The following is a 25057-nucleotide window of genomic DNA, read 5'->3' as shown; positions in this document are numbered from 1 at the left end:
CCAGAACGACTGGTCAAGTTAAATGGTGTGCGCGCTGCTCCGGTGGGTCCGCACCTCGTACGTCGTGACGGTCACCGTCTCGTCGTCCAGGCACCGTCCCGACGCCAGGTCGAACCGCTGCTTGAGGAGCGGCGAGGCGACGAAGGGCCGGCCCTGGTGGGAGCCGGTCAGACCCCGGGAGAGGACCGCCGCGCCGCTGAACGGGTCGCGGTTGTCGATGGCGTACGTCCGGCCCGTCCGGTCACGGAAGACGGCGGCCTGACGGCCGTCCGGCAGCAGTGCGGCCACCCCCCGGCCGGGCGTCAGGGCGGACAGGTCGCAGATGGTCAACCAGTCCGCACCCAGGAGGAGTTGGACCTCCGGGGGATGGGAGTTCCGCGGTCGGGTCATCGCTGGGCGCTTCCTTCCAGAGGGCGTCGGCCGATGGCCAGCAGCGGCAGGTCCGGCTTGATCTGGTCGCGCTCCGGGACGAAGCCGACCACCGGGTCGGGGACGCCGGGGGCGTTCACGAACGACACGAACCGGGCCAGTCGCACCGGGTCGTGGAGGGTCTCCGCCCACTCGTCGCGATAGGCGCGGACATGAGCGGCCATCAGGGAGTCCAGCTCCTCGCAGATGCCGAGCGAGTCGTGCACGACGACGTCCCGGACATGGCCGAGACCGCCCGGGATCCGCTCCAGCCAGGCCGAGGTGCGCTCCAGCCGGTCGGCGGTACGGATGTAGAACATCAGGAACCGGTCGATCAGACGGATCAGCTGCGCATCGTCCAGGTCCTGGGCCAACAGGTCCGCGTGGCGCGGTGTGGCGCCGCCGTTGCCGCCGACCCAGAGGTTCCAGCCGCCTGCCGTGGCGATGACGCCGAAGTCCTTGGACCGGGCCTCGGCGCACTCCCGGGCGCACCCGGAGACCGCCGACTTGAGCTTGTGGGGTGAGCGCAGCCCCCGGTAGCGCAGCTCCAGGTCGATCGCCATCCGGACCGAGTCCTGGACCCCGTAGCGGCACCAGGTCCGGCCGACGCAGGACTTCACGGTCCGCAGCGCCTTTCCGTACGCGTGCCCGGACTCGAAGCCCGCGTCCACCAGCCTGGCCCAGATCAGCGGGAGTTGCTCGACCCGCGCGCCGAACAGGTCGATGCGCTGACCGCCCGTGATCTTGGTGTAGAGGCCGAAGTCCCGGGCCACCTCACCGATCACGATGAGCTTCTCGGGGGTGATCTCGCCGCCGGGGACGCGCGGCACGATCGAGTACGAGCCGTTCCTCTGCAGGTTGGCGAGGAAGTGGTCGTTGGTGTCCTGGAGGGCCGCCTGCTCGCCGTCCAGGACATGGCCGCTCGCGCCGATGACCGGGGCGAGCGAGGCGAGGACCGAGGCGACGGCCGGTTTGCAGATCTCGCAGCCGTCGCCGCCCCGGGCACCGGGCCGCCCGTAGCGGTCCAGCAGCATCCGGTACGAGGAGATCCGCAGCGCGAGGACGATCTCGTACAGCTCCTCGCGGGTCTGCGGGAAGCAGCCGCACAGGCCGTGGTCGGCCTCGACGCCGTGCGCCGCCAGCTCCTCGTCCACGAGCTGACCGAGGACCTTGACACAACTCCCGCAGCCGGTACCGGCCTTGGTGCACCTCTTCACCTCCGGCACGGTGGTGAAGGCGTGTTCGGTGACCGCGTCGCGGACCGTGCCCTTGGTGACGTTGTGGCACGAGCAGACGACGGCCGAGTCGGGGAGCGCGGAGGGGCCGAGAACGGCCGGGGCGCCCGCGGCCGCCGGAAGCACCAGCTGCCCGGGGGCGATCGGCGGCACCGATCCGGTGAGGGCGCGCAGGGTGCCGTACGCGTCGGCGTCGCCGACCAGGATGCCGCCGAGCAGCTCACCGTCGCGGCCGACGACGAGCTTCCGGTACGTGCCCGAGCGCGAGTCGGCGTAGACGACGTCGAGGCAGTCGGCGGTGGTGCCGTGCGCGTCGCCGAAGGACGCGACGTCCACGCCGAGCAGCTTGAGCTTGGTGGAGAGGTCGGCACCGGTGAAACCGGCGTCCGCGCCGGCGATCGTCGCGGCGGCCGTCTCGGCCATCTCGTACCCGGGCGCGACCAGCCCGTACACCCGGCCGTCGGACGCGAGGGCACACTCGCCGATCGCGAACACGCGCGGGTCGGAGGTGCGGCACCGCTCGTCGACCGTGATGCCGCCGCGCTCGCCGACCGTGAGTCCGGTGTCGCGGGCGAGCCGGTCGCGCGGACGCACGCCCGCCGAGAACACCACGAGATCCGTGGCGAGTTCGGAGTCGTCGGAGAGTCTCATGCCGGTCACGGCGCCGTCGGCACCGGTGACGATCTCCCGCGCGCCGGTGCCGGTGCGGACGCTCAGGCCGAGTTCCCCGACGGTGCGCAGCAGTGCCGCGCCACCGCCCTCGTCGACCTGCAAGGGCATCAGGCGCGGTGCGAACTCCACGATGTGCGTGGCCAGTCCGAGGCTCTGGAGCGCGCCCGCCGCTTCCAGGCCCAGCAGACCGCCGCCGACCACCGTGCCGGTCGTCGCCCGCGCCTTCGCGTACTCCTCGATGGCGAGCAGGTCCTCGATGGTCCGGTAGACGAAGCAGCCCTCGGCGTCCCTGCCTGGCACGGGCGGCACGAAGGGGGCGGAGCCGGTGGCGAGGACGAGGGTGTCGTAGACGACGGTCAGGCCGGAGCGGGCCGTCACCGTCCGCGCCGTCCGGTCGATCGTCCGGGCCGGGTCGCCGAGGTGCAGTTCGATGCCGTGCGCGCTGATGAACCCGGGATCGGTCAGGGAGAGTTCGTCGGGGGTGCGGCCCGAGAAGTACGAGGTGAGCCGCACACGGTCGTAGGCCGGGCGGGGCTCCTCGCCCAGCACGACCACCCGGTGCGTGGCGGTCAGCCCGCGTTCGGCCAGTGCCTCCAGGAAGCGCTGGCCGACCATGCCGTGGCCGACGAGCACGATCGTGGGGGTGTCCGTGGACATCAGGAGCCTCCGTCGTCGGGGAGCGGTGGTGCGGCTTGCGGCCGGGACCCGGGCGGGCGGCACACGGTGGCGCGGGCGGTGCTCCTCGGCGCCCGCGGGTACGGCGGACACCACCGAGGCACCGGTTCTTCGCGGCGCCGGGTTCGTCGCGGCGCCGGGTTCGGCCCGCCGCGGGCGGGACGGGGCCCCGCGGATCCGGCACCGGTCTCCGCCGGGCGCACGTTCGAGGTCATGCCCGCAGCGTGCGACGCCGGTGTTACCCGGCCGCATCCCCGCTGTTTCCCGGGCGGAACGCTGATCTCAGCGGAGGCGGCGGCCGGTTGTGAGGGTCCCGCCCCACGGCCGTCCCACGGGCGCCACCGGTGGGTGTCGTCGCCGGGCGCCGTGCACCGGTGGGTGTCGCCTCCTGCCGCGCACCGGCGGGTGCCGTCGTCCGACACGCGTCACCGACGGGCGCGGGGCGGTCCCGCGGCGCTCGGCACCAGCAGCCGAATCTCAGAAGACGCCCAATTCCATGGACGGCACATCCATCCCCTTCATAAGGTCGCGATCATGCCCGACATATCGCTGACCATGGTCGTTGTGCTGTGCCTCGCCTCCCTCGCGGCGGGATGGATCGACGCCGTGGTGGGCGGCGGCGGACTGCTCCTGCTGCCCGCGCTGCTGCTCGGACTGCCGGGCGGCGCCCCGGCGGCGTACGCGCTCGGTACCAACAAGGCGGTCGCGATCGTCGGGACGAGCGGCGCGGCGGTGACGTACGCGCGCAAGGCGCCCGTCGACGTGCGGCTGGCCGTCCGGATCGGTCTCGCGGCGCTCGCAGGCTCCACCGGCGGAGCCTTCGTGGCCGCCGGGATGAGCACGGACGTCCTGAAGCCGGTCGTCATGGTGGTCCTGGTCGGCGTCGGGACGTTCGTCATCCTGCGCCCCGCCTTCGGCACCGCGCCCTCCGCCGAGCCCGTCCCGCCGCGCCGCGTGCTCGCCGCGATCGGTCTCGCGGGCCTCGGTATCGGCTTCTACGACGGGCTCATCGGCCCCGGCACGGGCACCTTCCTCGTCCTCGCCCTCACCGCGCTGCTCCACCTCGACCTGGTCACCGCCTCCGCCACCGCCAAGATCGTCAACTGCTGCACCAACGCGGGCGCCCTCGCGACCTTCGCCTGGAAGGGCACGGTGTACTGGCAACTGGCCGCGCTGATGGCGGTCTTCAACCTCGTCGGCGGCACCGTCGGGGCGCACACAGCGCTGAAGCGGGGCAGCGGCTTCGTCCGGGTGGTCCTGCTGACGGTGGTGTTCGCGCTGGTCGCGAACCTGGCGTACCAGCAGTGGCTGGCCTGAGGCCGGCGCTCCGGCCGGACCCGTGCCGGCCGCCCGCGGGTCAGCTGCCGCCGGTCAGGTGGGCGAAGACGACCACGTTGCCCTGGTAACCCGTCGTCCTCGAATAGCCGCCGCCACAGGTGATGACACGCAGTTCGGGGCGGGACGCGGCCCCGTACACCTTGTCGTCGGGGAAGTCACGGGCGTCGTACACCTCGACGGCGTCGACGGTGAAGTGCGCGGTGCCGCCGTCGCGGCGCGCCACGTCGATGGCGCTGCCCTTGTGCAGGGCGCCGAGGTCGTAGAAGACGGCCGGTCCCTCGGTGTTGTCGACATGGCCGGCGACGATGGCGGTGCCGCGCTCACCGGGCGTGGTGCCGGCCTCGTACCAGCCCGCGAGGTTCTTCTCCTCGGCGGGCGGGACGTCCAGACTGCCCTGGGGGGTGAGGCCGAGGCCCATCAGCGGGGCGTTCACGCCTATCGAGGGTATGCGGATCCGTTCGGGCGGGGAGTGGCGGAGCGCGGGGACGGACTGCCGGGCGGCGCTGCCGGTGCCCGACTGGGCGGCGGAGGGCTGGGGCGGCGGATGGCCCTCGGTGCCGCTGCGCACCAGCCAGACGCCCGAGCAGAGGGCGACCACGGTGACGGACGCTATGACGGTGTTGCCGACGCTGCCGGGGCGACCGGCCTTGGGTATCCGGTGCACTGGAGCCTCCTCTCGGGGGAGGCAGGGGTCCATTCCGGGCTGCCTCGGGGTGTCGCTCGGGGGTGGGTGGGTCCCCGTCCCCCTCCGGGCCGCGAGGGGCGTCGGGCCACGGAGGGGGAGGGGACGGCGGTACCTGCGGACGGACAGCGGAGGGTGTCCGTCAGATCCCGTCGCCTCTCGCCCGGCGATGCAGGAGCCAGGTACCGCCCGCGGCGGCGACGGCCAGTGCCGCCACTCCCGCCGCGGTCCTCGTGGGGTCGGTGCCGAGTGCGCCACCGACGCCCGTGTTCACATGCCCGCGCGGCTGGACCTGGTCGCGCGACGAGGCCGCCGCGGTCATCGTCACGGTCAGATCGCCGGTGACCAGCGTGCCGCGGGAGCATTTCGCGACGATCTCGTACGTCCCCGGCTGCGCGCTGGGCGGCACCCGGAACCGGCCGACCGCGTCGTTCTCGTGCGTGCCGGCGGCGAGCATGAAGGTGCCGGCGCCGACCGCGCTGGCGTCACCCGTGGCGGCACCGTTCGTGCCGCACGCCTCCGTGCTGACGGCGATGTCGTGACCTGGCAGCGCGGTGGAGGGGGACACCTCCAGACTCACGGTGCTCCCGCCGTACGCGGGTACGGCGGTGAGGGCCGCGGCGGCGACGGCGAACGCGGTACCGGTCACCAGACGGGCTGTGCGTCGCATGGTTGCTGCTCCTCCGAGGGGGCGCGGCCCGCGGCACCCCCAAGTGCCGCTGCGTCGGTCGTGCCCCTGCCCTTCCGAGGTAAGTGGCATCGGTGGGGGCCCGCTTGCCGGGGAAAGACCGGAGGTGTGGTGAACGGGTGGTGTACGAGAGGGCCGAACGGGGGGATCGGAGACCGTTTCGGCAGGTCAACGGTGTGGGGCGAACGTGGGGGGAAGCGGGGGTCCGAAGGGGGGAGGGTGATGGTGAACGGGTGACGGCGTCCGGCCCCGACGAGACGGGCGCCCGGCCCCGACAGGGACGGGCGCCAGGCCCTGACGGCACGGGCGTCCGGCCCTGACGGCACGGGCGTCCGGCCCCGACGGCAGGACACGGCGCCGGCTCGGCGTCGACGGGACCGGACGGTACCCGGGCCGGGTGTACGGCCCGGCGCGTCAGCCCACGGACACGGCGGACCACGCCGCCGCCACCGCGTCGTACTCCGTGCTCCCCGCGCCGTACAGATCCTTCGCCGCGTTCAGTGTCGCCGTCCGCGCGCCCGCGTAGTTGGTCGAGGACGTCATGTAGACCGTCAGCGCCCGGTACCAGATCGCGCCGAGCTTGTCCCGGCCGATGCCGGTGACCGTGGCGCCGTTGCAGGTCGGGCTGTTGTAGGAGACGCCGTTGACGGTACTCGCGCCGCTGCCCTCGGCGAGCAGGTACGCGAAGTGGTTCGCCACACCGGACGAGTAGTGGACGTCGAGGTTCCCCACCGACGAACTCCAGCAGTCCGCCGAGTTGCCGTCCTTGGAGGGCCGGTCCATGAAACGCAGGGCCGGCTTGCCGAACCCGGAACGCACGACCTTCTCGCCGATCAGGTAGTCACCGGGGTCGGTGGCGTTGTGCGCGTGGAACTCCACCAGCGTGCCGAAGATGTCGGAGGTCGCCTCGTTGAGACCGCCGGACTCGCCCGAGTACGTCAGCGCCGCCGTCTTCGAGGTGACGCCGTGGGACATCTCGTGACCGGCCACGTCCAGCGCGACGAGGGGGCCGAACGTCGTGCCGTCGCCGTCCCCGTACGTCATGCAGAAGCAACTGTCGTCCCAGAAGGCGTTGTTGTAGTTGCTGCCGTAGTGCACGCGGTTGTACGAGCCCTTGCCGTCGCCCGCGATGCCGTTCCGTCCGTGCACGTCCTTGTAGTAGTCCCAGGTCGCGTCCGTGCCGTACTGGGCGTCGACCGCGGCCGAGGCGCGGTCCGAGGCCGCCCCGCTGCCCCAGTGGTTGTCGGCGTCCGTGAAGAGGGTCGCCGGGGCCCGGCTGATGCAGATGCCGAGGATGCACAGGTCCGTCTTGTTGGCCGCGTCGCCCGTGTAGGTGTTCCCCCGCGTGGGGTCCTTGAGCTGGTACGCCGATCCGGACGGCGTGGTCTCCAGCGGGACCGAGCCGCTGTAGAGCGACCGGCCGGTACCGGTCGCCGTCTCGATGCTGTCCCAGGCGTCGATCTGCCGGCCGGTGCGGGCGTCGGTCAGCACCGCGCGGGCGACCGGGTTGCCCAGGGAGTCCTGGCCCATCACGTCGGTGCGCCAGGCCAGTCGGGGCGCGCCGTGCAGGGCGTCGACCACCAGCTTCGGCCTGGCCGTCACCTTCTTCAGGGTCTGGCCGACGTGTGCGGCGCGCAGCGCGTTGGCGGCCAGGCCGGCGGCCTTCGATGCGGAGAGCGCGGGTGTCGTGGTGGGGACGGCGAGGTCGCGGGCGGTGGCCCGGTTCGCGCCGCGGTAGGAGCCGTTCGGGGCGAGATGGACCACGAAGTCGCCGCCGAGCACCGGGAGTCGGTGGTAGGTGCGGTCGTAGCGCACATGCCGGCTGCCGTCCGCGTCGATGACGACATCGCGCACGCTGGTGCCCTCGGCAGAGGTCAGGCCCAGTCGGGCGGCCTCGTGCACGAGGGCCGCCGCCGCGTCGCCGATCGCGGTGGCCCGGCTCGGCCGGTCGGCCGCGTCGGCGGGGGGAGTGAGGGCGGTCGCCAGCAGGGCGGTGGTGGCGGCGGCCACCCCGGCGGCGGCCAGACGGGAACCTCGGGTGGGCCGTATCCGGTTCCGACTCATCGGTCTCCTCGGGGAGGCACGCTCTGGCGCGTGTGTGGGGGGCGCTGATGTCCGTTCAGATTTAAAGGTCCATGACATGTCATGTCCATAGCGCATACGTGGTTGCGGCGCGTGTGCAGAGAATCGTTTCCGAGCCCTCACGAATGAGAGACGATCATGGAGACGGCGGCCGGAACGTCCCCGGAACGCCCACAGGAACGACGGTGGTGACCACGTCCGGAGCGGCGCCGGGACAACCCGGGAACGAGGGAGGGACGGACTTTTGAGCGTCACGGACGGGGGACGGCTGCCCTTCTTCGTCTACGGCACCCTGCGCCCCGGCGAGCACAACCACGACCTGTTCCTGCGCGGACGGACGCGGTCCGAACAGCCCGGAAGGATGCGGGGGATCGTGCTGTACGACGGACCCGGGTACCCGTACGCCGTCGAGGAGCCCGACGGTGTCGTGCGCGGGGAGCTGGTCACGGCGCTGCCCGAGACGTACGCGGAACTGCTCGGCGCGCTCGACAGGCTGGAGGAGTACGTGCCGGGCGACCCCCGCAACCTGTACGAGCGGGTGGTCCGGGACGTGACCCGCGCGGACGGCACGGCCACGCGGGCCTGGGTGTACCTGGCCGCCCCCGCCGTCGCCGCCCGGCTGCGCGCCCACGGCCGGCTCGTCCCCGGCGGGGACTGGCGGGAGCGTCGGCGTACGCGGTGACGGCATCCGCCGTCGGCGCGGGCGGGAGCGAGCGGTGCGCCGGGCGCGGCGCGCGACCGGCATCCGCCGTCGGCTACTGCCGGTTGAGGGAGCGGGTGACGCCCGCCGCGATCGTCGTCGCCAGGATCCAGCCGGTGGCGATCAGCAGGTACGAGAGCCACTGGTACCCGCCGCGCGGCGCGAAGGCCGTCTCCTGCCCGAAGTCGACCAGGGGCAGCAGCAGGTCGAGGGTGTAGACGAGGGGATTGAAACCGGGCGCCTCGGCCGGCTTCAGGGCGGCCGGGTGGTGCAGCGCGAAGGCGACCGCGCCCGTGCACAGCAGGAGCAGCAGCCAGCCGGCGGCACGCATCGGCCGGAAGCCGTACCCGACGGTCGCGTCCTGCAGATGGCCCCAGAACCGGGCGGGGCGTGGCAGCGTCCCGCGGTGCCGCCGGAGCTTGGCCAGCTGCACCGTACGCGCGGCGGCGTCGTCCCCCACGGTCCGGTAAGCGGCGGCCAACTGCTCGTAGGCGTACGGAAGATAGCCGGACTCCTCGCGTTCCAGCAGCGGCAGCCGCAGCTCGGCGGGCAGGTGCGGGGCGAGGGTGCGGTAACTGAGGCCGTCGATGCGCACCCGGCCGGGCCAGGTCTCCGGAGGGACGTGCAGCAGGTCCAGCTGGGAACGGCGCAGATTGACCGTGCCCACGATCGGGGCGGCCTCGCGCAGCCACAGCTCGCCGACGACACAGCTGGTGGCCCGCAGGGCGGGTCCCCCGGGGTTCGACAGCCGGGCGTAGGCAAGGTTGAGCTGGTGGGGAATCCTGGCACCGCTGAGGTTGACCCGCCCGTGGGCGCGCAGCCCCATGGCCCGCAGATCGGTGCCGACCGACAGTGTCTCGGCGTGCAGCGCGGTGCCGCCCGGCGCGTGCAGCTCGGCGTCGTCGAGGTTCAACTGCCCGCCCAGGGTCGCCCCGTTCAGCCGGACCTGGCCGTGGGCGACGAGACCGACGGCCCACACGTCGGTGCCGACCTCGGCGTGGTTGAGCTGGAGGGCCGGTTCCGCGGACGCCTCGGGCGCCCCGGGATCCCGGTCCGGAGCGTCCGGGTCCGGGGGCGTGCCGAGCCGCGCCCCGTTCAGGAAGACGGCGCCCGAGATCTTCGCGCCCTGGAGCCGTACCTGTCCGGCGACACGGCAGCAGCTGAGCCGCAGCACCCCCTCCACCCGCAGGGTGCCCGCGGTGAGTCCGGGCAGCACCGAGTCGCTCAGCACCAGGTTGCGCAGCCGCGCCCCGTACAGGTTCGGGTCCTGCTCGAAGTGGCAGAACCGCAGCCGTACGGGGTGGTCGACCGTCCCGTAGGTGAGGTCCAGCCGCCCGGTGACGCGCGCTCCGCTCAGTCTCAGGCCGGCTATCTCGCCGTCCCGGGCGGCTCCGCCGATCAGGAGCGCCCGCAGCACCTCGGCGCGCACGGTCCGCTCCGGTCCCCAGGAGGCCCCGCCCGCGGGATCCTCGTCGGGGCTCTCGCGGAAGTCGACGCCCTCGCCGAGCGGGAAGGCGTCCCGGACCCGGCACTCCGCGGGCGTCAGGTCGGCGGGGATCACCGTTCGCCCGCAGCCGCCAGCGCCCGCGCCACCCCGGGCTCCTTCCGCCCGAGGAACCGCGGGTCGGGCTCGAACACCACGTCCAGCAGGGCCTTGCCCGCCGCGAACACCTCGCGCGCACCCCCGTAGTACCAGGTGGCGTCGTGCTTGGCGTCGACCCCGACGCCGTACGAGCGCACCCCCGCCGCCCGGCACAGCGCGACGGCCCGCCGGATGTGGAACCCCTGGCTGATCAGCACCGCCTCGTGGACCCCGAAGATCTTCCGGGCCCGCACGCACGAGTCCCAGGTGTCGAACCCGGCGTAGTCGCTGACGATCCGGCCGTCCGGTACCCCGTGCTTCGTCAGATACGCGCGCATCGCGTCCGGTTCGTCGTAGTCCTCGCGGCTGTTGTCCCCGGTGACGAGCACGACCTCGATCCGCCCCGCCCGGTACAGCCGAGCCGCCGCGTCCAGCCGGTGCGCGAGGTACGGCGACGGCTCGCCCGCCCACAGACCCGCCCCGAACACCACCGCGACCTCGGTCCTCGGCACGTCCGCGGCGGTCCGCAGCCGGTCGCCCGTCACCACGTACAGCCAGGTCGCGGGAAGCAGCGCCAGAACGCACAGCAGCATGACCACCTGCACCGCCCTGCGCTGCCCGGCGCGGGTGCGCGGGAGCCGCGGGAGCTGTCGGGGAAACGGTCTACGGATGCTCGGGCGCGGCAGGCGCAGCATGATCGGTGTCCCCCAGATGGCGTCGGCTCGCAGCGGCGTTCGACAGATGGGGACGCAGCGTGAGCCGGTTCGGTTCGGCGCGGTGCGGTGACCGGGGTCACCCGGCGCGAGGTGACCCGTGGGTGCGGAAGCCTCACGGACCGGCCGCACGTCACCGTGAACCCCCGGAAAACCCCCGTCATGCCGGTGCAACGGCGCGGCAACCTCCTACCGGCACGATCAGTCCATGACGGCGTCGCACCCCCTTCACGACGAGTCCCCGACCGGCACCGGGGGCCGGCCGCTCCCGGGCGCCCCCCTCGACAGTACGGCGCAACTGATGAACGCGATCACCAGCCGGCTCGGCAGTCAGCTCAGTCTCGTCTCGCTCAACGGCACGCGGCGCCCGGCGCCCCCGCCGCTCGTGCTCGTCGCGCACGGCAGCCGCGACCCGCGCGCGCTCGGCACCGTCCGCACCCTCGTCGAACGGGTCCGCGAGCTGCGCCCGCACCTGTCCGTGCGGCTCGGTCACATCGAGCTCGACGAACCGCTGCTGCCCGCCGCCCTCGCCTCGATCGACACGGACCGGGACCCCCGGGCGGTCCTCGTGCCCCTGCTGCTCAGCCGCGGCCACCACGTCAAGCGGGACGTCCCCGACGCCGCGGCGGCCGTCCCGGGCCTGCGCGCCCGCGTCGCCGCCCCGCTCGGCCCGCACCCACTGCTCGTCGAGACGCTGTACGAGCGGCTGGTCGAGGCCGGCTGGCGCACCCGGCCGAGTGACGCCGCCCGCCGGGCGAGCGGTGTCGTGCTGGCCGCCGCCGGCTCCCGCGACCCCGAAGCGGCCGTCGACACCCGCCGGACCGCCCGACTGCTGGCCGAACGCCTCGGCGTCCCCGTCGTGGCGGCGTACGCCTCCGCCGCCGCGCCCACCGTCCCGGCCGCCGTGCGGGCCATGGCCGCCCGCGGCCGCCACCGCATCGCCGTCGCCTCCTACTTCACCGCGCCCGGCCGCTTCGCCACCGCCTGCGCCGAGGCCGCCCCCTGGATCGCCGCCGCACCCCTGGGCGCCCACCCGGCGATGGCCCGCCTGGTCCTGCACCGCTACGACCAGGCCCTCGCGACCCCCGAGCCGGCTTCCGAACGCGAGCTCGCCGCCACCTGAACCGGGGCTCGCGGTGGTCCTCCGAGCCCCGATCGTCACCACCTGCGTCTACTGTCGGGTGCATGGAAGGCACCGCACCGAAGGCGTACGAGCACCACACCGACCACGAGGAGTACGACGAGACCGCCGTCGAGCGCTGGGCGGTCGAGCCCGACAAGCGCCCCGGACGCACCGCCTTCCAGCGCGACCGCGCGCGTGTGCTGCACTCCTCCGCGCTGCGCCGGCTGGCGGGCAAGACCCAGGTCGTCACGCCCGGCACCCTTCCCCAGGGCCTCGACTTCGCGCGCACCGGGGGGACCCTCCACCGGGCCTGGGACGCCAGCCCCCGCACCCGGCTGACGCACTCCCTGGAGTGCGCCCAGGTCGGCCGTGAGCTGGGCGCGGCCCTCGGCTGCGACCCCGACCTCGTCGAGGCGGCCTGCCTCTCCCACGACCTCGGCCACCCGCCCTTCGGACACAACGGCGAACAGGCGCTGAACGAGTTCGCGCGGGACTGCGGGGGCTTCGAGGGCAACGCGCAGTCGCTGCGGCTGCTCGCCCGCATCGAGCCCAAGCGGTTCGTGCGGTCCGAGGAGACCGGCGAGCTGGTCAGCGTCGGCCTCAATCTCACCCGCGCCACCCTCGACGCCGCCACCAAGTACCCCTGGCAGCGCGGCGCCCACCCCACCACTCCCGAGTCTCCGAAGTTCGGGGTCTACGAGGACGACCGGCCGGTCTTCGACTGGATCCGCAAGGGCGCCCCCGCGACCCGTACCTGCTTCGAGGCCCAGGTCATGGACTGGGCGGACGACGTGGCCTACTCGGTGCACGACGTCGAGGACGGGCTGCACGCGGGCCACATCGACCCCGGCTGTCTGCACGCCGAGCCGGAGCGGCAGGAGATCTTCGCCGTGGCCATCGGGCGGTACGTGTCCGCGGAGACCGACCCCGCCGAGCTCGCCGAGGCCCTCGACCGCCTCCTCGACCAGGACTGGTGGCCGCACGGCTACGACGGATCGGCCATCGCGCAGGCCCGGCTCAAGGACGCCACCAGCCAGCTCATCGGCCGCTTCTGCCTGGCAGCCGAGGGCGCCACACGGACCACGTACGGCCTCGGCAGACTCACCCGCTACGGGGCGGAACTGGTCGTTCCGCGCGCCGCGCGCCTGGAGTGCGCGGTCCTCAAGGCGGTCGCCGACCGTTACGTCATGCAGCGCGCCGAGCAGGAACTGCTCCGCGCCGATCAGCGGATCGTCGTCGCCGAACTCGCCGAGGCGCTCACCGCCCGGGCCCCGGACGGCCTGGACCCGCAGTTCAGGGCACTGTTCGACGAGGCGCCCGACGACCGCGCCCGCAAGCGGGTGATCGTCGACCAGGTCGCCTCGCTGACGGACGCCTCGGCGCGCTCACTGCACCTCAGGCTCACCACCCGCCCCACCACAGGCGGCGGAGTGTGACCCTGCGTGGCCTGATCGGGCCACTCCCTCTTCCCGCATCACGCTGCGTGCGGGACGCTCGCATGGGGCGACATCCTTACGAGGAGGCATCAAGTGGTCGACGCGGATCAGACATTCGTCATCGTCGGAGGAGGCCTGGCCGGCGCCAAGGCGGCCGAGACACTCCGAGCGGAGGGATTCACCGGGCGGGTGATACTGATCTGCGACGAACGCGACCACCCCTACGAGCGCCCGCCGCTCTCCAAGGGGTATCTCCTCGGCAAGGAGGAGCGCGACAGCGTCTTCGTGCACGAACCCGCCTGGTACGCGCAGAACGACGTGGAGCTGCACCTCGGCCAGACCGTCGACGCGATCGACCGGACCGCGAAGACGGTCCGCTTCGGCGACGACGGCACCCTCGTCCACTACGACAAGCTGCTCCTCGCGACCGGTGCCGAGCCGCGCCGCCTCGACATCCCGGGCACGGACCTCGCCGGAGTCCACCACCTGCGCCGCCTCGCCCACGCCGAACGGCTGAAGGGGGTGCTCGCCGCGCTCGGCCGGGACAACGGGCACATCGTGATCGCCGGCGCCGGCTGGATCGGCCTGGAGGTCGCGGCCGCGGCCCGCGAGTACGGCGCCGAGGTCACCGTCGTCGAGCCGGAGGCGACCCCGCTGCACTCGGTCCTCGGCCCCGAACTCGGCCAGCTCTTCACCGAGCTGCACCGCGAGCACGGCGTCCGCTTCCACTTCGGCGCCCGCCTCACCGAGATCGTCGGCCAGGACGGCATGGTGCTCGCCGCCCGCACCGACGACGGCGAGGAGCATCCGGCCCACGACGTCCTGGCGGCCATCGGAGCCGCGCCGCGCACCGGGCTCGCCGAGGCCGCGGGCCTGGAGCTCGTCCCCCGGGCGCACGGCGGCGGCATCGCCGTCGACGAGCGGCTGCGCACCTCCGACCCCGACATCCACGCCGCCGGCGACGTCGCCGCCTTCCCCCACCCCCTCTTCGGCACCCGGCTGCGCGTCGAGCACTGGGCCAACGCCCTCAACGGCGGACCGGCGGCCGCCCGCGCGATGCTCGGCCGCGAGACGCCGTACGACCGGGTGCCCTACTTCTTCTCCGACCAGTACGACGTCGGACTCGAGTACTCCGGCTGGGCGCCCCCGGGCACCTACGACCAGGTGGTGATCCGGGGAGACGCGGGCAAGCGGCAGTTCATCGCCTTCTGGCTGAAGGAGGGCAGGGTGCTGGCCGGGATGAACGTGAATGTGTGGGACGTCACGGAGCCGATCCAGCAGCTGATCCGATCCCGGGCCCGGCTGGACGCCGAGGCACTGGCCGACCCGCACGTCCCGCTGGACAGTCTGCTCCCGTGACCCACGGCGGCACTCGGCTGTCACCGCGCCCCCGTAGAATTCACCCGTGGCTGGAAGGATCAACGACGAGGACGTGAAGGCTGTTCGGGACGCGGTCCCGATCGACGCCGTCGTCTCGGAGTACCTCCAGCTGCGCAACGCGGGCGGCGGCAACCTCAAGGGCCTCTGCCCCTTCCACGACGAGAAGTCACCGTCCTTCCAGGTCAGCCCGAGCAAGGGTCTCTTCCACTGCTTCGGCTGCCAGGAAGGCGGCGACACCATCACGTTCGTGATGAAGGTCGACCACCTCTCCTTCTCGGAGGCCGTCGAGCGCCTCGCCGGACAGGCGGGCATCACACTCCGTTACGAGGAGGGCGGGTACAACCCGTCCCACCAGCGCGGCGAACGCATCCGCCTGGTCGAGGCCCACAAGGTCGCCGCGCAGTTCTACATCGAGCAGCTCGACACCAGCCCCGAGGCCGACACCGGCCGCAAGTTCCTCGCCGAGCGCGGCTTCGACCAGGCCGCCGCCGCGCACTTCGGCGTCGGCTACAGCCCGCAGGGCTGGGACCACCTCACCCGCCACCTCCGCGGCAAGGGCTTCTCCGACAAGGAGCTGCTCCTGTCCGGCCTCTCCCAGGAGGGCCGCCGCGGCCCCATCGACCGCTTCCGCGGACGCCTGATGTGGCCGATCCGCGACATCGGCGGCGAGGTCGTCGGCTTCGGCGCGCGCAAGCTGTACGAGGCGGACAACGGCCCGAAGTACCTCAACACTCCCGACACGGCGATCTACCGGAAGTCCCAGGTCCTGTACGGCATCGACCTCGCCAAGAAGGAGATCGCCAAGACCAGCCGCGCGGTCGTGGTCGAGGGCTACACCGACGTCATGGCCTGCCACCTGGCCGGCATCACGACCGCCATCGCGACCTGCGGCACGGCCTTCGGCGGCGACCACATCAAGATCCTCCGACGGCTGCTGATGGACAACGGCTCGGCGCGCGTCATCTTCACCTTCGACGGCGACTCGGCCGGCCAGAAGGCGGCCCTGCGCGCCTTCGAGGACGACCAGAAGTTCGCCGCCGAGACCTACATCGCGGTCGCCCCGGACGGCATGGACCCCTGCGAGCTGCGCCTCGCCAAGGGCGACGAGGCGGTCGCCGACCTCGTCGAACCACGCACTCCGCTCTTCGAGTTCGCGCTGCGCCACATCGTCGCGCGCTACGACCTGGAGACCCCGGCCGGACGGGCGGCCGCGCTCGACGAGGCGGCCCCGGTCGTCGCCCGCATCAAGAACAGCGGCGCCCAGCACGAGGTCGCCGTGCAGCTCGCCGGCATGCTCGGCATCCTCGACACCCAGTTCGTGGTCAAGCGGGTGGCCCAGCTGGCCCGTTGGGCCCGCGACCGCGGCGGCAAGGGCCCGGCCGGCCCGGCCCCCGCCGGACAGCGGCCCCAGCAGACGTACGCGGCCGTCCAGACACCGCGCGGCGGTCCCGCCCTCAACCTCCGCAACCCCGTCTTCGCCACCGAGCGCGAGCTGCTCAAGCTCGCCCTCCAGCGCCCCGAGCTGGTCTCCCCGGCCTTCGACGCCTACGGGATCGACGAGTTCACCGCCCCGCCGTACGCCGCCGTACGCCAGGCGATCATGGAGGCGGGCGGCGCGGAGTACGGGGCCCAGGACCCCCAGGAGTACCTGGTCCTGGTCCGCGAGGCGGCCCCGGACAACACGGTGCGCGCCATGGTCACCGAGCTGGCCGTCGAGGCCATCATGCGCAAGACCGTCGACGAGACCTACGCAGGCGACCAGCTCGTCATGGTCCGCCGCCGTGCCGTCGAGCGCCGCGTCGTGGACGTCCAGGGCGCCCTGGCCCGCGCCAGCGCCCACGGCGACCCGGCCCAGCTGACCGCCGTGCAGAACGAGTTGTGGGTCCTCCAGCAGTACGGGCAGGCGTTGCGCGAACGGGGCGCGGAAGCGCTCTGAGGCCCGGCCCGGTCCGGGCCGCCGCCGCGCGGCGGCGGCCCGCGCCCGCGGCCCGCACGCCACTGGAGCGACCCCGGCGCTCACGCCGTCCCCCGGGGTGCTCGCCGCCCACATGCGCCTTTCCACAGGTTTCGCCCGCCCGGCCCTGCGCACTCGTGCACGAGGGTAATCGCGCGGTCACGGACCGGACGCAAAAAGTCACCGCACGCCCCTCGTGGCGGCGATGTGTCGTACTCCACACTGGGTTCCGGTGCCTGAGTCCTCGGAGCGCGGCCGACCCGCACGCGGCGGGTTCCCGATACCCGCCGTTCCGCCAAACGACTACGGGATGGACAGCGGCGAGGCCGCCGACCCCATCCCCGACGTACCGCTGCCGCACGTCTCAGCAGCGACATTCCTGGAGGTCGCCCCCGTGCAGACCCAGACCCTGACACAGACCGACAACCCCACGGACACGGACGCGGAGCCCGGCGTCGGCGCGGCGCTGCCCCCGCAGAGCCGTGCCGCGCACCACCCCGAGGCGGAGCCGGAAATCCCGACCGAGCCGGACGGGCCGCCCGCGGACGCGGTCGACGTCGAGACCGAGGCCCCCGAGCCCGTGGAACCGCTCCGCACCCGCACCGCGGACACCGGCGGCCCCTCCTCCGACCTGTTCCGCCAGTACCTGCGTGAGATCGGCCGCATCCCGCTGCTCACCGCGGCCGAGGAGGTCGAACTCGCCCGCCGGGTGGAGGCCGGTCTCTTCGCCGAGGAGCGGTTGCGGCTCGCCTGCGACCTGGACAGCCAACTCGCCCTCGACCTCGACAAACTGGTCGTCATGGGCCGCATGGCCAAGCGCCGGCTGATCGAGGCGAACCTGCGGCTCGTGGTCTCGGTCGCGAAGCGCTACGTGGGCCGCGGCCTGACCATGCTCGACCTCGTCCAGGAGGGCAACCTGGGCCTGATCCGAGCCGTCGAGAAGTTCGACTACGCCCGCGGGTACAAGTTCTCGACGTACGCGACCTGGTGGATCCGGCAGGCCATGTCGCGGGCGCTGGCCGACCAGGCCAGGACCATCCGGGTCCCCGTCCACGTCGTCGAGCTGATCAACCGGGTGGTCCGCGTGCAGCGCCGCATGCTGCAGGAACGCGGCTACGAACCCACCCCCGAAGAGGTCGCCGCCCACCTCGACCTCCCCAGCGAGCGGGTCAGCGAAGTCCTGCGCCTCGCCCAGGAGCCGGTGTCCCTGCACGCCCCCGTGGGCGAGGAGGACGACGTGGCACTGGGCGACCTGATCGAGGACGGCGACGCGGCGTCGCCCGTCGAGTCCGCCGCGTTCCTCCTCCTGCGCGAGCACCTGGAGGCGGTCCTGTCCACGCTCGGCGAGCGGGAACGCAAGGTGGTCCAGCTCCGCTACGGCCTGGCGGACGGCCGCCCCCGCACCCTGGAGGAGATAGGCCGCATCTTCGGCGTGACACGCGAACGCATCCGCCAGATCGAGTCCAAGACCCTCAACAAACTGCGGGACCACGCCTTCGCGGACCAGTTGCGCGGCTACCTCGACTGAGCACCCCTCCGCCCGCGCCGGACGAGGGAACGGGCAAAGGAGCGGGGAGGAGCGCTCGCGGCGGCGAGCACCCCTCCCCGGTCCCCCTGGTCTGCCCGGCGGTCTAGGTCGTGTTGCGAAAGTCCCGCCTGCCTCGCGGCGCCTGGCACGCACTCTCGCCGCACCGGGCGAAAACCCGAGTACGTCCAGTACGCGGGCTTCCGCCCGGCACGCCGAGAGCACGCACCAGACGCCGCGAGGCCCGCCCTCCGGGCGGACGACGGGACTTTCGCAACACGCCCTAGTCGACCTCGGCCACCGCCTGGGCGAACTGCGCCTGGTACAGCCGCGCGTACGCCCCGCCCGCCGCGAGCAGCTCGGCGTGCGCCCCCTGCTCCACGATCGACCCGTTCTCCATCACGAGAATGGTGTCCGCGTCCCGGATCGTGGAGAGCCGGTGTGCGATCACGAACGACGTCCGCCCGTGCGCCAGTTTGGCCATCGCCTTCTGGATCAGCACCTCGGTGCGGGTGTCGACGGAGCTGGTCGCCTCGTCGAGCACCAGGATCACCGGATCGGACAGGAACGCCCGCGCGATGGTGATCAGCTGCTTCTCACCCGCGCTGACCCCGCTTCCCTCGTCGTCGATCACGGTGTCGTAGCCGTCCGGCAGCGTCCGGACGAACCGGTCCGCGTGAGCCGCCCGCGCCGCCTCCTCGATCTCCCCGCGGGTCACGTCGCGCGCGGCCCCGTACGCGATGTTCTCCGCGATCGTGCCGCCGAACAGCCAGGTGTCCTGGAGCACCATGCCGATCGCGGACCGCAGTTCGTCCCGGGACATCGACGCGATGTCGACACCGTCGAGGGTGATCCGGCCGCCCGTGACGTCGTAGAAGCGCATCAGCAGGTTCACCAGCGTCGTCTTGCCCGCACCCGTCGGGCCGACGATCGCCACCGTGTGTCCGGGCTCCACCTTCAGGGACAGGTCCTCGATGAGCGGCTTCTCGGGGTCGTAGCGGAAGGACACGTTCTGCAGCGCCACCCGCCCGCGCAGCTCGTCCGGACGCGCCGCCGGGACGGGATCCGCCTCCTGCTCCTCCGCGTCCAGCAGCTCGAAGACGCGCTCCGCCGAGGCGACCCCGGACTGCACCATGTTCGCCATCGACGCGACCTGCGTCAGCGGCATCGAGAACTGCCGGGAGTACTGGATGAAGGCCTGCACATCACCGATCGACAGCGTGCCCGACGCGACCCGCAGCCCGCCGACCACCGCCACCAGCACGTAGTTCAGGTTCGACACGAACATCATCAGCGGCTGCATGACCCCGCTGTTGAACTGGGCCTTGAACCCGGCCTCGTAGAGCTTCTCGTTCTGCTCCGCGAACTGCGCGGCCGACTCCTCCTGGCGTCCGAACACCTTCACCAGCGTGTGCCCGGTGTACATCTCCTCGATGTGCGCGTTGAGCTGGCCGGTGGTGCGCCACTGCTGCACGAAGTGCGGCTGCGAGCGCTTGCCGATGCGGGTGGCGACGAAGAAGGAGAGCGGGACGGTGACCAGCGCGACGAGCGCCAGCAGCCACGACACCCAGAACATCATCGCGAGCACACCCACGATGGTCAGCAGCGAGTTCACCAGCTGGCCCATCGACTGCTGGAGCGTCTGCTGGAGGTTGTCGAGGTCGTTCGTGGCCCGCGAGAGCACCTCGCCGCGCTGCCGCTTGTCGAAGTAGGAGAGGGGCAGGCGCGACAGCTTCGCCTGCAGGTCCTCACGCATGTGGAAGACGGTCTTGTTGACGGCCCGGTTCACCAGGCGCGTCGCCACCGCCATCAGCAGTCCGGCCACCAGGAAGGTGCAGAGCGCGACCAGCAGTACGTTGCCGACGGCGCCGAAGTCGATGCCCTTGCCCGGGGTGAAGTCCGTCCCCGAGAGCATGTCGGCCATGCCGCCCTCGCCCCGCTCGCGCATGCCCGCGAGGACCTCGGCCTTGGTGGCCCCGGCCGGCATCTGCCGCCCGATGATCCCCGCGAAGACCAGGTCGGTGGCCTTGCCGAGGATCTTCGGTCCGACCACCGAGAGCCCCACGCTCAGCACGACCGCGCACAGCATGACGTAGAGCGTCACGCGTTCGGGCCTGAACTGCGCCAGGAGCCGTTTTCCGGATCCCTTGAAGTCCAGCGAGCGCTGATCGGGGCCGCCCCCGGCCATCATGCGTCCCATGGGCCCGGCCATCAGGCGGCCTCCGCTTCCGTCAGCTGGGAGAGCACGATCTCCCGGTAGGTCTCGTTGTCCGCCATCAGTTCGTGGTGGCGTCCGGTGCCGACGACCCGGCCCTCGTCGAGGACCACGATGCGGTCGGCCTCACGGATGGTCGACACCCGCTGGGCGACGATCACCACGGTCGCCTCGGCGGTCTCCTCGGCGAGCGCTGCCCGCAGCGCCGCGTCCGTCGCGTAGTCGAGGGCCGAGAAGGAGTCGTCGAAGAGGTAGATCTCCGGGCGCTGAACGAGGGTGCGCGCGATCGCGAGGCGCTGGCGCTGACCACCCGACACATTCGTGCCGCCCTGCGCGATCACCGAGTCCAGGCCGTTGTCCAGCTGTTCCACGAAGCCCTTGGCCTGTGCCACCTCCAGGGCGTGCCACAGCTCCTCGTCGGTCGCGTCCGGATTGCCGTAGCGCAGGTTGCTCGCCACCGTGCCCGCGAACAGGTACGGCTTCTGGGGGACGAGTCCGACCGTCCTGGCCAGCAGCTGCGGCTCCACGGTCGCCACGTCCTCACCGTCCACCAGCACCTGGCCGTCGGTGGCGTCGAAGAGACGGGGGACCAGACCCAGGAGGGTCGACTTCCCGCTGCCCGTCGACCCGATCACGGCCGTCACCTCGCCCGGCCGCGCCACCAGATCGATGGACTTCAGCACCGGCTCCTCGGCACCCGGGTAGCGGAACCCGCCGCCGCGGATCTCCAGATGGCCGTGGCGACGCAGCTCCAGGACGGGCGCGGTGGGCGGCACGACGCTGGAGGAGGTGTCCAGGACCTCCTGGATGCGCTCGGCACAGACCTCCGCGCGCGGCACCATCATGAACATGAAGGTGGCCATCATCACGGACATCACGATCTGCATCAGATAGGCGAGGAACGCGGTGAGGTCGCCGATCTGCATGCCGCCACTGGCGATGCGGTGGGCACCGAACCAGACCACGGCGATCGACGAGAGGTTCACGACGGTCATCACCATCGGGAACATCAGCGCGAGCATCCGGCCGGTGGCCAGGGACATCTTGGTCAGCTCGGTGTTCGCGCCCCGGAAGCGGTCCTTCTCGTAGTCGTCCCGGACGAAGGCGCGGATGACGCGGTTGCCGGTGATCTGCTCGCGCAGCACCCGGTTCACGGTGTCCAGCCGCACCTGCATCGTCCGGAACAGCGGACGCAGCCTGCGCACGATCAGCGTCACCCCGATGCCGAGGATGGGCACGACGGCGACCAGGATCGCGGACAGCGGCACGTCCAGGCCGAGGGCGAGCACGATGCCGCCCACGCACATGATGGGCGCCGACACCAGCAGGGTGAACGTCATCAGCGCGAGCATCTGCACCTGCTGCACGTCGTTCGTGGTGCGGGTGATCAGTGACGGGGCGCCGAAATGACCGACCTCGCGCGCGGAGAACGACTGCACCCGGTCGAAGACGGCCGCGCGGATGTCCCGGCCGACGGCCGACGCCGTCCGGGCGCCGTAGTAGACGGCTCCGATGTTGCAGAAGACCTGGACCAGCGAGATCCCGATCATCAGGGCACCGAAGGACAGGATGTATCCCGTGTCCCCCTTGACCACGCCGTTGTCGATGATGTGCGCGTTCAGGGTCGGCAGGTAGAGGGTGGCGCAGGTCTGCAGGAACTGCAGGAACACCAGGAGGGCGATGGGTTTCTTGTACGGACTGAGGTAGGTCCGAAGCAGTCGTATGAGCACGCGGCTTCTCTCGGAGTCGTCGACGACAGTGCGGTCGGTGGTGCACCACCCCCTATCGTCGGACACTCCACCCGCGTTACCCCAATCGATTAATCCAAGAGCGGACCAAGAGCCGACCCGAACCGGACCTTCGGACGTACGCCCGCGGCCCCCACGGGACTTCACCGCGCGTCCCGGTTCCCCCGTGTGCCCCCCTGTGCGCCGTCATGCGCGAAACGCCCCAGGATGCGTCTGCTCCCGTACGGAGACGTACTGCTGCCGTACGGCCTGGCCCACCGCCAGTTCCTCACCCGGCTCCAGGATCTGGGCGACCGCACCCTGCCAGACGGGTGGCAGCCGGGGGTCGAGGGTGCCCTGCGACACGCCGAGCGCCCACGCCGCCTGGCGGGCCGCGCCGAGCGCCGCGTAGTCCGCGGGCTGCGGCACGACGACCTGCGCGCCGAACAGCGCGGGCGCCGCGGCCTGCACGGCCGGCAGCTCCGCGGCGGCCCCGAGCAGGAAGACCCGCCGGACGTCCACGCCCCGCCCGCGCAGGACGTCGAGCGCGTCCGCGAGCCCGCACAGCATGCCCTCGAACGCGGCCCGCGCCAGGTGCTCGGGCCGCATCGACTCGCGCCGCAGCCCGGCGAGAGTGCCCGCCGTGTGGGGGAGGTTCGGGGTCCGCTCGCCCTCCAGATAGGGGAGCAGGACCAGTCCGTGCGAGCCCGGCGTGGACTTCATCGCCAGCTCGGACAGGCTCTCCAGGTCGGGCAGGCCGAGCAGTTCGGCGGCGCCGCGCAGGGTCCGAACGGCGTTCAGCGTCGTCACCACCGGCAGGTGGAGCCCGGTCGCGTCCGCCAGCGAGGTGATCATGCCGGAGGGATCGGCCAGCGCCTCGGTGTGTACGGCCATCACGGACCCGGAGGCGCCGAGGGAGACGACCGCGTCCCCGAGCCCGATGCCGAGTCCGAAGGCCGCCGCCATCGTCTCGCCGGTGCCCGCCGAGATCAGCAGCCCTTCGGGGGTGGTGCCCGCGGCCTCGGACGGGCCGAGCACCTCCGGCAGCGTGGCCTGGTGGCCCAGCGCGAGGTCGACGAGATCCGGCCGGTAGGCGCCGGTCGCCGCCGACCAGTAGCCGGTGCCGGAGGCCCCGCCGCGGTCGGTGGTCCGGCGCAGCGGACGGCCGAGCAACTGCCACACCAGCCAGTCGTGCGCCTGGAGCAGCACGGCGGTGCGCTGGGCCGCGTCGGGTTCGTTCCTGTTCAGCCAGCGCAGCTTGGTCACCGGCTGCGCGGCCTGGGGGACGCAGCCCACGGCCTGGGCCCACGCCTCGCGCCCGCCGAGCGCGTCCACCAGGTCGGCGGCGGCGACCTGGGCCCGCTTGTCACCGCCGACCAGGGCGGGGCGCACCGTGTTGCCCTGCGCGTCCAGTGGGACGAGCCCGTTCTGCTGCGCCGACACGCCGATGGCCTGCACGCCTTCGAGCAGGCCGCCGCCGGCGGCCTCGCCCAGGGACAGCAGCCAGGCCTGCGGATCGACGTCGGAAGGGCGGCCGCCGCTCTCGGTGCTCTCCACCGGGTGCGGCGCATACCCCTGCCTGAGCACGGCGCCCGTGTCCGTGTCGCAGACGACGATGCGAGTGAAATCGGGTGAACTGTCCAACCCGGCGACTATCCCCATGGCGGAAATTCTGCCGTACCGCGGGAGGTGAGCGCGCCGGGCCGGGTGTCACCCCTGGTGGGCACGGGTGCCCGGGGGCCCTGAGGCCTCGGTGCGAGGGGCCCGACGCCTCTCGCACCGGGCTTTTCGGGCGATACGGCCATCCGGAGCCTCGGGTGCCGTCCGGAGCCTCAGGTGTTGGTGGTGCCCCAGTCGTCCGCCCCGGAGCCGTTGGTGTTCCGCTCGCGCAGGGAGCGGACCCGCTGGGTCACCGAGTCGGGCACGTGGTCGCCCATTTTCTCGCTCACCGCGTGGTACGCCTTGCCCGCGGCCTGGCGCCCCTGCTGGGCGGCGGTCTCGGCGGTGTTGCGCACCGCGGGGTTCTGCGCGACCTGCCGCGCGGACTTCTTCAGCTGTTCGTAGCGCTCGCGCCCGGCGCGTGTGCCCAGCACGTAACCCACGGCCAGTCCGGCGACGAATGTGAGCCGGTAGCGCATGACGGCCACCCTTCCCTTGCGTCGGCATCGGTGCGGGGGGAACCGATTGGCGGAGCACCCCCCTGCTTGCGCTAATGTATGTGTCGCAGCGAGCGCACGCCCCCTGGCGAATACCCAGGTAGGTGCGTTCGATGCAACGAGGCAATCCTCCGTAGCTCAATTGGCAGAGCAGCCGGCTGTTAACCGGCAGGTTACTGGTTCGAGTCCAGTCGGGGGAGCGCGATCTCCTGTAGCTCAATTGGCAGAGCAGCCGGCTGTTAACCGGCAGGTTACTGGTTCGAGTCCAGTCGGGAGAGCAACGGAAGAGGACCCCTCAGGGGTCCTTTTTCATGTCCGGGGGAACCGCGTGGCCGGCACCGAAGTCCACATGGTCATGCGTTGCCGACCATCCGAAGCAGGAGATCGTATGAGCGGCTATGCTGCGGCAGACGGCGCGCACAAATGTGCGCGACGCGCCGTAAGGGGCGGTAGCTCAGCCGGTTAGAGCAGCGGACTCATAATCCGTCGGCCGTGGGTTCGAGTCCCACCCGCCCCACCCAGTGCCTGCGTAGCAGAACCGTTTCTATCTGTGGAAACGCGGTAACGGGAGTCGCAGCCCCGAGGCGGCGGTCCGCATTCATCCATCCGGACCAGGACCAGGTGGCCCCGCCGCGCACGGACGGCCGACCAACGCCCCGCGGACCCCCGTTGACGGCCGCACGGCCCTTGGTGACGGCGTGCGGGACACCGGCCGGGTGATCCTGATCCACTCGCCTCCACGCGCGACCAGAGGACGACCGGGGCC

18 protein-coding genes and 3 tRNA genes are annotated in these 25057 nt (G+C 72.3%); 10 read left to right on the top strand and 11 right to left on the bottom strand.

Features of this window, described 5'->3' with window-relative positions; all coding sequences use genetic code 11:
* Positions 1-18: 18 nt before the first annotated feature.
* Entirely contained in the window at positions 19-390 is a 372-nt protein-coding gene (gene nirD, locus OHB41_RS16860) for a nitrite reductase small subunit NirD (protein ID WP_266699024.1), read from the bottom strand.
* Positions 387-2972, bottom strand: coding sequence for a nitrite reductase large subunit NirB (nirB, locus tag OHB41_RS16855; RefSeq protein WP_266699023.1), 2586 nt, complete (start codon positions 2970-2972; stop codon positions 387-389). Before nirB ends, nirD begins: the two co-directional genes overlap by 4 nt.
* A gap of 552 nt (positions 2973-3524) precedes the next feature.
* Between nirB and OHB41_RS16850 the strand changes: the two genes are divergently transcribed.
* Positions 3525-4307, top strand: coding sequence for a sulfite exporter TauE/SafE family protein (locus OHB41_RS16850; RefSeq protein ID WP_266699021.1), 783 nt, complete (start codon positions 3525-3527; stop codon positions 4305-4307).
* A 40-nt stretch (positions 4308-4347) separates the two neighbouring features.
* On the opposite strand, the gene OHB41_RS16845 is transcribed toward OHB41_RS16850, so the two are convergent.
* From OHB41_RS16845 to OHB41_RS16835, 3 genes are all read right to left on the bottom strand, one after another.
* Positions 4348-5025: a class F sortase gene (locus OHB41_RS16845; protein WP_526024922.1), complete on the bottom strand. Its 678-nt coding sequence runs from the start codon at positions 5023-5025 to the stop codon at positions 4348-4350.
* 127 nt (positions 5026-5152) lie between these two features.
* On the bottom strand, positions 5153-5680 hold the full coding sequence (locus tag OHB41_RS16840; RefSeq protein WP_266699018.1) for a GVDTG sorting domain-containing protein: 528 nt from the start codon (positions 5678-5680) through the stop codon (positions 5153-5155).
* 432 nt (positions 5681-6112) lie between these two features.
* Positions 6113-7762 carry a M4 family metallopeptidase gene (locus OHB41_RS16835; RefSeq protein WP_266699017.1) on the bottom strand — a complete coding sequence of 550 codons (1650 nt, stop codon included), beginning with the start codon at positions 7760-7762 and terminating at the stop codon, positions 6113-6115.
* Between the two features lie 262 nt (positions 7763-8024).
* On the opposite strand from OHB41_RS16835, the gene OHB41_RS16830 reads away from it, so the two are divergent.
* Positions 8025-8462, top strand: a complete 438-nt coding sequence (locus OHB41_RS16830) for a gamma-glutamylcyclotransferase family protein (protein ID WP_266699016.1) — start codon at positions 8025-8027, stop codon at positions 8460-8462.
* A gap of 73 nt (positions 8463-8535) precedes the next feature.
* On the opposite strand, the gene OHB41_RS16825 is transcribed toward OHB41_RS16830, so the two are convergent.
* Together OHB41_RS16825 and OHB41_RS16820 are read right to left on the bottom strand one after the other, a co-directional pair.
* Positions 8536-10041: a membrane-associated oxidoreductase gene (locus tag OHB41_RS16825; RefSeq protein WP_266699015.1), complete on the bottom strand. Its 1506-nt coding sequence runs from the start codon at positions 10039-10041 to the stop codon at positions 8536-8538.
* Entirely contained in the window at positions 10038-10757 is a 720-nt protein-coding gene (locus tag OHB41_RS16820; RefSeq protein ID WP_266699014.1) for a SanA/YdcF family protein, read from the bottom strand. The genes OHB41_RS16825 and OHB41_RS16820 overlap by 4 nt, the downstream gene beginning before the upstream one ends.
* Before the next feature lie 226 nt (positions 10758-10983).
* On the opposite strand from OHB41_RS16820, the gene OHB41_RS16815 reads away from it, so the two are divergent.
* From OHB41_RS16815 to OHB41_RS16795, 5 genes are all read left to right on the top strand, one after another.
* The gene (locus tag OHB41_RS16815) at positions 10984-11898 is read left to right on the top strand and encodes a sirohydrochlorin chelatase (protein WP_266699013.1); all 915 of its coding nucleotides are present in this window, start codon (positions 10984-10986) and stop codon (positions 11896-11898) included.
* Positions 11899-11960: 62 nt separating this feature from the next.
* A complete protein-coding gene (locus OHB41_RS16810) occupies positions 11961-13334 on the top strand; it encodes a deoxyguanosinetriphosphate triphosphohydrolase (RefSeq protein ID WP_266699012.1) in 1374 nt (457 codons plus the stop codon).
* A 93-nt stretch (positions 13335-13427) separates the two neighbouring features.
* Positions 13428-14693, top strand: coding sequence for an NAD(P)/FAD-dependent oxidoreductase (locus OHB41_RS16805; RefSeq protein ID WP_266699011.1), 1266 nt, complete (start codon positions 13428-13430; stop codon positions 14691-14693).
* Between the two features lie 46 nt (positions 14694-14739).
* Positions 14740-16650, top strand: coding sequence for a DNA primase (gene dnaG / locus OHB41_RS16800; protein WP_266699010.1), 1911 nt, complete (start codon positions 14740-14742; stop codon positions 16648-16650).
* A gap of 250 nt (positions 16651-16900) precedes the next feature.
* Complete coding sequence (locus OHB41_RS16795; RefSeq protein WP_266699008.1) at positions 16901-18196, top strand: RNA polymerase sigma factor; 1296 nt, start codon at positions 16901-16903, stop codon at positions 18194-18196.
* 280 nt (positions 18197-18476) lie between these two features.
* Here OHB41_RS16795 and OHB41_RS16790 read toward each other — a convergent pair whose 3' ends face one another.
* The 4 genes from OHB41_RS16790 to OHB41_RS16775 all read right to left on the bottom strand — a co-directional run bounded on the left by OHB41_RS16790 (position 18477) and on the right by OHB41_RS16775 (position 24273).
* Positions 18477-20405 (bottom strand): ABC transporter ATP-binding protein, encoded by a 1929-nt coding sequence (locus tag OHB41_RS16790; protein WP_266699007.1) that lies wholly within the window; start codon positions 20403-20405, stop codon positions 18477-18479.
* Positions 20405-22138 (bottom strand): ABC transporter ATP-binding protein, encoded by a 1734-nt coding sequence (locus tag OHB41_RS16785; protein ID WP_266705920.1) that lies wholly within the window; start codon positions 22136-22138, stop codon positions 20405-20407. Before OHB41_RS16785 ends, OHB41_RS16790 begins: the two co-directional genes overlap by 1 nt.
* Before the next feature lie 204 nt (positions 22139-22342).
* Positions 22343-23797, bottom strand: coding sequence for an FGGY family carbohydrate kinase (locus OHB41_RS16780; RefSeq protein WP_266699006.1), 1455 nt, complete (start codon positions 23795-23797; stop codon positions 22343-22345).
* Positions 23798-23967: 170 nt separating this feature from the next.
* The gene (locus OHB41_RS16775) at positions 23968-24273 is read right to left on the bottom strand and encodes a YtxH domain-containing protein (protein WP_266699005.1); all 306 of its coding nucleotides are present in this window, start codon (positions 24271-24273) and stop codon (positions 23968-23970) included.
* A gap of 145 nt (positions 24274-24418) precedes the next feature.
* Here OHB41_RS16775 and OHB41_RS16770 point away from each other — a divergent pair.
* From OHB41_RS16770 to OHB41_RS16760, 3 genes are all read left to right on the top strand, one after another.
* Positions 24419-24491 (top strand) — tRNA-Asn (locus tag OHB41_RS16770).
* Between the two features lie 5 nt (positions 24492-24496).
* Positions 24497-24569, top strand: a tRNA-Asn gene (locus OHB41_RS16765).
* Positions 24570-24734: 165 nt separating this feature from the next.
* Positions 24735-24808 (top strand) — tRNA-Ile (locus tag OHB41_RS16760).
* Positions 24809-25057: the final 249 nt, after the last annotated feature.

It is taken from the genome of Streptomyces sp. NBC_01571, assembly GCF_026339875.1.
Lineage (GTDB): Bacteria > Actinomycetota > Actinomycetes > Streptomycetales > Streptomycetaceae > Streptomyces.
This window is presented reverse-complemented; position numbering and strand designations above follow the sequence as displayed.